Raw genomic sequence first — 9,401 nt, forward strand, 5'->3', positions numbered from 1 at the left:
TCTATACAACCGGCTTCTTACAAATTTATTACAAATTGTATATATCGATTATTTTTTCTTCCCCCAGTGTCATGTCAACGATGAAATGACGTAATATTGCACCGTAATTTTTTGTGCCAGTCTGGCTGCGGCTTTGAGTGCATAGTTGAACTGTGTGACATATGCCACAGGCGGGATGGCGCGAAAAAGGACAGGCTAAGTACCTCAGAGCAGTGTTGACGGGATACCAGGGCGGAAAACGAAAAAATTATTCTTTACGAAGAAAACAGGCGGGCAAGCAACTTACTGAAATCATTTGACTCAATTCCTGCAAGGCCACATTTTTTCGCGGCGGCAATCATTTCATTATAATATTCTGCAGAAATAGTCCGTCCCAGCTCCGGAAAGTCCCGCGCCATACCGCAGGGACGGTACTGCTCCATGATATTCACATGGCAGTTCAGGGAAACCCGCTCGGCAAGAAAAGCAAAAATCGACTCCGAATCCTCTTTCGCGTCAGGCATCAGGAGATGGCGGACCAGCAGGCCATGTGTCGCCAGTCCCCTGTCATCAAGCTGCAGGTCACCCACCTGGCGCTGCATTTCGATGACAGCCCGCTTTACGATTTCAGGGTAGTCGGCCGCTCCCGTGTAACGCCGGGCCGATTCTGGTGATAAAAACTTAAAATCCGGCATATAGATATCAATAACGCCGTCAAGAAGTTTCAGGGAAGTCATGCTCTCATAGCCGCCGCAATTGTAGACAAGAGGTACACGCAGCCCCCCTTCAACCGCAAGCTGGAGAGCCTGAAGCAGTTGCGGAACAATATGACCGGGAGTAACAAGATTGATATTATGGCAGCCCCGCCCCTGCAGCTCAAGCATGATGGCGGCCAGCTGCTCCGGGCTCACCTCCTCGCATTCTCCTTTAGAACAGTTGCTGATAGAATAATTCTGGCAGAAAACGCAGCGAAGATTACAACCGCAGAAAAAAATCGTGCCGGACCCCTTCTCCCCCACAAGCACCTGCTCCTCACCGAAATGGGGTCCATAGCCGGCCACCTCGACCCGGTCAGCCATACCGCAATATCCTTTTTCTCCGGCCGGCCTGTCCACATAACAGTTGCGCGGACAGAGTGTGCAGCTTCGCAGCACCTCTTTTCCCCTGGCGATTTTAGCCGCCAGTTCACCGGATTCGGCCGCCTGTCTTATCTTTATTACCATTGTCTTTCACCTCCCTGCGAGCAGGTACGGTTCAGAGGTCAAAATGGAACTCATCGCCTTATGGTACCTTGAAAATTAACCCGTGGTCCGTTCCGCAGGATTAATCCGCCTGACTGCGGTTCCCTTTTTCAGCATGAAATCATCAAGAGCACGATAGAGCTGAACGATCAGCTCTTTCCCATAGGCTTCCTCCAGCAATTCATATTGATGCTGAACCAGGGGCACCATTGTTCCGATGAGGCTGCGACCTTTCCGGGTGAGCGACACCGATACCCGTCTCCGGTCGCCCTCTATTTTTTTCTTGCGTACCAGGCCTGTTTCTTCCAATCTTTTCAGGATACCGGCCATGCTGGGACTGAGTATCTGGCAACGTTCACAAATTTCCTTCGGCTCAAGCTCCTCCTCAAACAGTTCCCTCAGAATACGCCATTGCTGCTCGGTCAGGCCATAATAATGAAGAATGGGACGGAAATTTGCGATAACAACCTCCCTAACCTGGGAAAGAAGAAGGGGGAGATTTCTGTTTTTTATTTTTGTTTTCATATGTTCCCGGAAATACCTGCTCAACATTTATGTGAACATCCCTGGCTGGAAATCGTACTGCCGCAGTCGGGATTTTCATCGGCTTTTTGTACCCATTGGGCATAAATACCCATTGGACATAAATACCCATTGGGCATAAATGGCCGACCCGTAAGGTCCGGCCACGTCGGTTTACCTGATAAAACTGATTATAATTATTTTTCACGTCTTGACAAGCTAATATATTAGTGATTATAATGCTAACATATTAGTAAACAAACCAGTCCCAACTCGGAGAATCAACCATGTCTTTATGGAATTACAGCAGAGAAAATGAACCAGCCGGATTTCCTGAAACACTCCTGGCCACCGGCGGCCAGATCTACGGTGTTGTCCTCAACGACAGCCACTCCCTGTCTCTACTGGGAGAACAATTAAAAGCTCCCCCCTACAAAGCCGCGCCCCATCGCCCGGTTATGTATTTGAAACCCCGTAATACAATCAGTGGAAACGGAAGCGTGGTCTCCCTTCCAACCGGTAAAAAAACCGTTGAAGTGGCCGGCGTTCTCGGGGTTGTCATCGGCAGGCCACTGGCACGGCTGTCGGTGGAAAAAGCGTCCCTGTCCATAGCCGCTTATGTCACCGTGGCCGATCTCAGCCTGCCCCACCACAGCTATTTTCGACCGGCCATCCGGGAAAAATGTTTTGACGGTGCCTGTCCCGTGGGCGAACCGGTTGCGGCGGAAAAAATTAAAGATCCGGCCAAGCTGGAGATCTGCACCTTTGTCAACGATGAACGGGTGGGCCACCGGACCCTTAAGGAACTGCACCGTCCGGTGGACCGGCTTCTCGCGGATATCTCGGAATTCATGACCCTGGATCCGGGGGACGTCCTGCTCACCGGAATACGCTACCAGGCTCCTCTCGCAAAGCCGGGAGACAGGATCAAAATCGAAATTGAAGGAGTTGGTTCTCTTCAATTCTCAATAAAAAAGCAGGGTGAGCAGAAGCTGAAAACCGCGGAGAAACAAATATGAAACGGGGCAGAATTTTTATTAACGGTTCAATACAGAGCATCACGGAACAGCAGGGGAAAGTCCGCCTGGCGGACGGCAGACTCCTGGACGAAACAGAGGTCAACTGGCTACCGCCGGTTGAGCCCGGTACCATTTTCGCCCTCGGCCTGAACTATGCGGATCACGCGGCAGAACTTGATTTCAAGGCACCGGAGAATCCGCTGGTCTTCCTGAAAGGGAAAAACAGCCTGACCGGCCACCGCAGTATAACCCGCCGCCCGGATGATGCCGCTTATATGCATTATGAATGTGAACTGGCGGTTATCATCGGCCGGGCCGGAAAACATATCAGCACCGCCGACGCCTACGATTATGTAGCCGGGTACAGCGTGGCCAACGACTATGCCGTCCGGGACTACCTGGAAAACTACTACAGGCCGAATCTGCCGGTAAAAAACCGTGACGGCTGCACCCCGCTCGGTCCCTGGCTGGTGGATGGTGATGATATTGACAACCCCATGTCCCTGGCCCTGAAAACCTTTGTCAACGGCAGGCTGACACAAAAAGGAACAACAGCGGATATGATTTTTGACATTCCCGCCCTCATTGCCTGGCTCTCGGAATTCATGACCCTGAATCCGGGAGATATCATTCTCACCGGCACCCCTGAAGGGCTTGCCGATGTCAAGGCGGGTGATGAAGTCATAACTGAAATTGAGCAGGTTGGCCGCCTGGTCAACACCATTGTCAATGATAAAACCTATTTTTCCCTGGAGCAGACGAGGTAAACCATGATCAAGCATATTATAAACGGCAGGAATGTTGACAGCAGCAAGAGTTTTGAGACTCTGAACCCGGCAACCGGCGAAGTCATTGACACGGTTGCCTCGGGAGGAAAGAAAGAGATAGATGAGGCCGTGGCCGCAGCAGGAGCCGCCTTTCCCGCCTGGGCAGGAAGACCGGCTTCGGAGCGGGCGGATCTGATGCGAAGGCTGGGGAAACTGATCGACCGCCATGTTCCGGAAATCGCCGCCCTTGAGACCAGAGATTCCGGCCAGGTCATCTCCCAGACCGGCAAAGGATTGATCCCCCGCGCCTCCCATAATTTTAATTTCTTTGCCGAAATCTGCACCCACATGGACGGGGAGGCCTACCACACCAGCGATCACCTCAATTTCACAAGTTATGAACCGGTTGGTGTCTGCGGCCTGATCTCCCCCTGGAATGTCCCCTTTATGACCGCCACCTGGAAAGTTGCCCCCTGCCTTGCCCTTGGCAATACCGCAGTTCTGAAGATGTCCGAACTCTCACCGCTGAGTGCCGACCGCCTCGGACAACTGGCCCTGGAAGCCGGTATCCCCCCGGGAGTTCTCAATATTGTCCACGGTTTCGGGGCAACCGCAGGAGACGCCCTGGTCCGCCATCCCGATGTCCGGGCCATCTCCTTTACCGGCAGCACCGAAACCGGCGAACTGATTATCTCCAGGGGCGGTCTGAAAAAATATTCCATGGAACTGGGCGGCAAGTCTCCCTTCATTATTTTTGATGATGCTGACCCGGAACGCTCCCTGGACGCCGCTGTTTTTATGATTTTTTCCGCCAATGGTGAAAGATGCACCGCAGGCTCACGCATCCTGGTGCAGGAATCCATCTATAACACCTTTGTCAATCAATTTGCGGCACGGGCAAAAAACCTGATGGTGGGCGACCCCATGGATGAAAAAACCGTTATCGGCCCCCTGATCAGCCGCGACCACTGGAAAAAGGTGACCGGCTATATCGAACTCGGGCAAAAGGAAGGAGCCCGTCTGGTGGCCGGAGGAACCGTCCCGGAATTCACGGGAAAACTCGCCGGCGGCAACTGGGTGGAAGCCACTGTTTTCGCCGATGTTGACAATTCAATGCGCATTGCCAGGGAAGAAATTTTCGGCCCCGTCGCCTGCCTGATTCCTTTCAGGGATGAAGCCGATGCAATTCGTATCGCCAATGATACCAGCTACGGCCTCTCCTCCTATCTCTGGACCGAAAACAGCACCAGGGCCCTGCGTGTTTCCAGGGCTATCGAGGCGGGCATGGTCTTTGTCAACAGCCAGAACGTCCGCGACCTGCGTCAACCCTTCGGTGGCACCAAGGGTTCCGGAACAGGCAGGGAAGGCGGCCACTGGAGCTTTGAAGTATTTACGGAACCCAAATTCGTCTGCATGTCCTACGGCAGCCACCGCATCCCCTCCTGGGGAAAAGAGGAGGAATAATAATGGGAAAACTAGCATTCGCAGCCAAAATCACACATGTGCCCTCCATGTATCTCTCGGAACTTGACGGCCCCCATAAGGGATGCCGCAAGGCCGCCATCGAGGGCCACGGGGAAATCAGCCGCCGCTGCCGCAGTCTGGGTGTCGACACCATGATCATTCTCGATACCCACTGGCTGGTCAACGCTGGATACCATATCAACTCGGCCCCCCACTTCAAGGGAGTCTACACCAGCAACGAACTGCCGCACTTCATAAAAAACATGGCCTATGAGTATGACGGCAACCCGGAACTCGGAAAACTCCTGGCCGAATCATGCACCGCCGCGGGAGTCAATACCCGGGCCCACGATGATACCACCCTGGCCCTGGAATACGGTTCCCTTGTGCCCATGCGCTACATGAACGGAGACCGCCACTTCAAGGTTGTCTCGGTATCCGCCCAGTGCATGGTCCATAATCATGAGGACAGCGCGGTCGTCGGCCGGGCCATGCGGCAGGCGATAGAAAACGAATACGATGGCACGGTGGCCCTGCTGGCCAGCGGTTCGCTCTCCCACAGGTTCGCCCAGAACGGGGTCTCAGAAGGATATCTGCACAAATGCTGGTCACCTTTCCTTGAAACAATGGACCACCGGGTTGTGCAGATGTGGCAGGAAGGAGACTGGAAAACTTTTACTGAAATGCTGCCGGAATATGCGGAAAAATGCCATGGCGAAGGCTTTATGCACGATACGGCCATCCTCCTCGGAGCCCTTGGCTGGGATAAATACCAGGGCAGAGTGGAAGTGCTGACGCCCTATTTCCCAAGCTCGGGCACAGGTCAGATCAACGCCGTCTTTCCCGTGCTTTAGATCACCTTGAAACCTGGATATCCAGGTTCAGAATATTGGGTTCAGAATAAAAACCGTTCAACAGAGAGAAGATATCATGCCCCATTTTATTGTAGAATACACCGACAACCTGGAAAAGGAGGCGGATTTCCACATCCTGCTCGAAAAGGCAAACGCCATCCTGATAAATCAGAATGGCCTCTTCCCCATTGCAGGAATCCGGTCCCGTGCCATCAAACTTGATAACTACGTGATTGCCGACGGCGAGGAGGATTACGCCTTTGTCCATGGCTCCCTGACCGTGGCCGCCGGACGGTCCGAAGACGACCTGGAGCGGGTGGCTGAAGAGCTCTTTGCCATGATAACGGATCATTTCAGGGAAATATCAAGAAACCGCTACCTGGCGCTCTCCCTCGAGCTAAAAGAATTTTCCCGGCCCACGCTGAAGAAGAGCAATATTCACGAACGGTTTCAGACCTGAATCCGGCACAGCCGGACTCGATGCCCCAGCCTCAAAAAACCAACATCAGGATAAACAATATGATAGATCAGAAAACGGCGAAGGAACTGGCACGAAAACTCAATGAAGCGGAAAAAACAGGCGTCCAGATCTCCCAGATATCGTTGCAGTTTCCGGAGATGAGCATCGGTGACGCCTACACCATTCAACATGAATGGATCAAGATTAAACTCGATGAAGGTCATGTGATAAAAGGGCACAAGATCGGTCTCACCTCCCGTGCCATGCAGCAGTCATCACAGATCGACGAACCGGACTACGGCACCCTGCTGGACTCCATGTTTTTTGCTGATGGTTCGGAAATCGAGATCAGCCGTTTTATTGACCCCATGGTTGAAGTTGAACTGGCCTTTGTGCTTGGCAGGAAACTGGAAGGTAAAAATGTGACAATCTTTGAGGTGCTTGAGGCCACCGACTTCATGACTCCTGCTCTTGAGATCATCGATGCCCGCATACACCGCATTGACCCGGAAAGCGGCAGGCCGCGCAAGGTAATGGACACCATTTCGGACAATGCCGCCAATGCGGGCATCATCACCGGCGGCCGCCCCTTTCGTCCGGCGGACGTGGACCTTCGCTGGGCGGGCGCCCTGCTCTACCGCAATGCGGTGATCGAGGAAACAGGCCTGGCCGCGGGGGTACTGAACCACCCGGCCAACGGCATCTGCTGGCTCTGCAAACGGTTTGCCCCCCACGGTATCGCCCTGGAACCCGGCCAGATCATCCTGGGCGGCTCTTTTACCCGCCCCGTTCGTGCCGCCGCCGGTGACACCTTCCATGCCGATTATGGCCCGCTTGGCGGCATATCCTGTCGCTTTGTCTAAACCGGCATGGCCGGACCCTATGGCTCGGCCATTTATGCCCAATGGGTACAAAAAGCCAATGAAAATTCCGACTGCGGCAATAAAACCTTCAGCCGAAGGTTTTCTGGGAAAACCGACCCCGAACCAGGAAGGAAGAAAAAATGAAATTAAAGACAAACCCGTTCAAAAAGGCCCTGAAAAACAGTGAAGTCCTGTATGGATTCTGGCTGGGACTGGCCAGTGGTTACAGTGCCGAAATCTGTGCAGGCGCCGGTTTTGACTGGCTGCTGATAGATGGGGAACATGCTCCCAATACCCTGGACACCATCCTCCACCAACTCCAGGTGGTGGCAGGATCCCCCGCCGAAGCCGTGGTCCGTCCCGTGGAGGGAACCAACGCCAACATCAAACAACTGCTGGATATCGGTGCAGAAAACCTGCTGATCCCCATGATCGAATCGGCGGAACAGGCCAAAGCCATGGTCGCCGCCTGCCGTTATCCTCCCCGGGGTGTCCGGGGTGTCGGTACGGCCCTTGCGAGAGCCGCCGACTGGAACAGGACAACAGACTACCTGCAAAGGGCAGATGATGAAATCTGCCTGCTGCTCCAGGTGGAATCCCAAAAAGGACTGGACGCCCTGGACGATATCCTTGCAATCGAAGGTGTTGACGGTGTCTTTATCGGTCCCGCCGATCTTGCGGCTGACCTGGGTTATCTCGGCCGGCCGGGTCACCCGGAGGTAAAAAAAGTCATCTCCGGAGCACTGGCCAGGATCCGGGCGGCGGACAAGGCTCCGGGTATCCTCGCGACCGACCAGTCCCTTGCGGAACACTATAAAAACTGTGGCGCCCAGTTTATCGCCGTCGGCGTGGACACCATCCTGCTGGCAAACGCGACGGCTTCACTGGCAGCGCGTTTTAAAAATGACGACAGGACACCGGCTCCGCCCTCAAACGGTGCCTACTGACAACCTCTTTTTCAGGAGTCTCCCATGCTGAATCTTTCCGACCCCCACCTGCTGCGGTCCCGATGCTATATTGACGGCTGCTGGATCAGTGCCGATTCCGGCAGAACCATGGATGTCCATAACCCTGCCGATCTTTCAACCATCACCACTGTCCCCCGCTGCTCCATAAGAGAAACAGAACGGGCCATAGAGGCCGCCTCTGCCGCCTGGCCCGCCTGGAAAAAGAAGAGTGGAGCACAACGCTCCGATATCCTCCTGCACTGGTATACTCTTATCCTGGAGCACCAGGATGACCTGGCCCTGATCATGACCTCGGAACAGGGAAAACCCCTGGCTGAGGCCCGTGGTGAAATCACCTATGCGGCCTCCTTTATAAAATGGTTTGCCGAAGAAGGCAAAAGAACATACGGGGATGTTATCCCCTCTCCCCAGCCGGAGCGAAAAATCATTATTCTGCGTGAACCGATCGGGGTATGCGCCGCCATAACACCATGGAATTTCCCTTCCGCCATGATCACAAGAAAAGCCGGACCGGCCCTGGCTGCAGGCTGCACCATGGTGCTCAAACCGGCAAGCCAGACTCCCCTGTCGGCCTTCGCTCTGGCCGAACTGGGAGAAAGAGCAGGACTTCCCCCCGGCGTGTTCAACGTGGTCACGGGAAGTGCCTCCAAAATCGGCCCGGTGCTGACAGCCCATGCCGATGTGAGAAAACTGAGTTTTACCGGCTCGACCGCTGTCGGCAGACTGCTCATGCGCCAGTGCGCGGATACCCTGAAGAAAATCTCCCTGGAACTGGGTGGCAATGCTCCCTTTATCGTCTTCGACGATGCCGATCTGGACAGGGCCGTCGAGGGTGCCCTGATCTCCAAGTACCGCAACGCGGGCCAGACCTGCGTCTGCACCAACCGCTTCCTTGTCCAGGACAGTATTTATGAAACCTTCGCGGCAAAACTGGGCCGAGCGGTTGCGGATCTGCGCCTCGGAAATGGTCTGGAAGATGGCGTGCAGCAGGGACCGCTTATTGATATGGCGGCCCTCTCCAAGGTTGAGGAGCTGGTCGCCGAGGCCGTTTCCCTGGGAGCAAAAGTGGTCAGTGGCGGCAGACGCCATGAGCTGGGGGGAACCTATTTCACGCCCACCATCCTTACCGATGTCACCCCGGCCATGCGTATCGCCAGGGAAGAGATCTTCGGCCCGGTCGCCCCGCTGTTCAGATTCAAAACCGAAGAAGAGGCCATCGCCATGGCCAATGATACCGAATTCGGCCTCGCGTCCTATTTTTATG

The 9,401-nt window shown here is 54.4% G+C and carries 10 protein-coding genes; 8 read left to right on the forward strand and 2 right to left on the reverse strand.

Features of this window, described 5'->3' with window-relative positions; genetic code table 11:
• Positions 1-254: 254 nt before the first annotated feature.
• Positions 255-1,202 (reverse strand): radical SAM protein, encoded by a 948-nt coding sequence (locus tag ACXLDX_RS13165; protein WP_457577649.1) that lies wholly within the window; start codon positions 1,200-1,202, stop codon positions 255-257.
• Between the two features lie 75 nt (positions 1,203-1,277).
• Positions 1,278-1,745 carry a homoprotocatechuate degradation operon regulator HpaR gene (hpaR, locus tag ACXLDX_RS13170; RefSeq protein ID WP_457577650.1) on the reverse strand — a complete coding sequence of 156 codons (468 nt, stop codon included), beginning with the start codon at positions 1,743-1,745 and terminating at the stop codon, positions 1,278-1,280.
• Between the two features lie 284 nt (positions 1,746-2,029).
• Between hpaR and ACXLDX_RS13175 the strand changes: the two genes are divergently transcribed.
• From ACXLDX_RS13175 to ACXLDX_RS13210, 8 genes are all read left to right on the forward strand, one after another.
• Positions 2,030-2,761, forward strand: a complete 732-nt coding sequence (locus ACXLDX_RS13175) for a fumarylacetoacetate hydrolase family protein (RefSeq protein ID WP_457577651.1) — start codon at positions 2,030-2,032, stop codon at positions 2,759-2,761.
• The gene (locus ACXLDX_RS13180; RefSeq protein WP_457577652.1) at positions 2,758-3,528 is read left to right on the forward strand and encodes a fumarylacetoacetate hydrolase family protein; all 771 of its coding nucleotides are present in this window, start codon (positions 2,758-2,760) and stop codon (positions 3,526-3,528) included. The genes ACXLDX_RS13175 and ACXLDX_RS13180 overlap by 4 nt, the downstream gene beginning before the upstream one ends.
• Positions 3,529-3,531: 3 nt before the next feature.
• Entirely contained in the window at positions 3,532-4,992 is a 1,461-nt protein-coding gene (gene hpaE / locus ACXLDX_RS13185; protein WP_457577653.1) for a 5-carboxymethyl-2-hydroxymuconate semialdehyde dehydrogenase, read from the forward strand.
• 2 nt (positions 4,993-4,994) lie between these two features.
• Positions 4,995-5,846 (forward strand): 3,4-dihydroxyphenylacetate 2,3-dioxygenase, encoded by an 852-nt coding sequence (gene hpaD, locus ACXLDX_RS13190; RefSeq protein ID WP_457577654.1) that lies wholly within the window; start codon positions 4,995-4,997, stop codon positions 5,844-5,846.
• A 76-nt stretch (positions 5,847-5,922) separates the two neighbouring features.
• The gene (locus tag ACXLDX_RS13195) at positions 5,923-6,306 is read left to right on the forward strand and encodes a 5-carboxymethyl-2-hydroxymuconate Delta-isomerase (protein ID WP_457577655.1); all 384 of its coding nucleotides are present in this window, start codon (positions 5,923-5,925) and stop codon (positions 6,304-6,306) included.
• 59 nt (positions 6,307-6,365) lie between these two features.
• Positions 6,366-7,169 (forward strand): 2-oxo-hept-4-ene-1,7-dioate hydratase, encoded by an 804-nt coding sequence (hpaH, locus tag ACXLDX_RS13200; protein ID WP_457577656.1) that lies wholly within the window; start codon positions 6,366-6,368, stop codon positions 7,167-7,169.
• Between the two features lie 140 nt (positions 7,170-7,309).
• The gene (hpaI, locus tag ACXLDX_RS13205; protein WP_457577657.1) at positions 7,310-8,116 is read left to right on the forward strand and encodes a 4-hydroxy-2-oxoheptanedioate aldolase; all 807 of its coding nucleotides are present in this window, start codon (positions 7,310-7,312) and stop codon (positions 8,114-8,116) included.
• Between the two features lie 24 nt (positions 8,117-8,140).
• The coding region (locus tag ACXLDX_RS13210) for an NAD-dependent succinate-semialdehyde dehydrogenase (protein WP_457577658.1) at positions 8,141-9,401 on the forward strand (1,261 nt) is incomplete at its 3' end.

This window comes from Desulfomarina sp., from assembly GCF_054039375.1.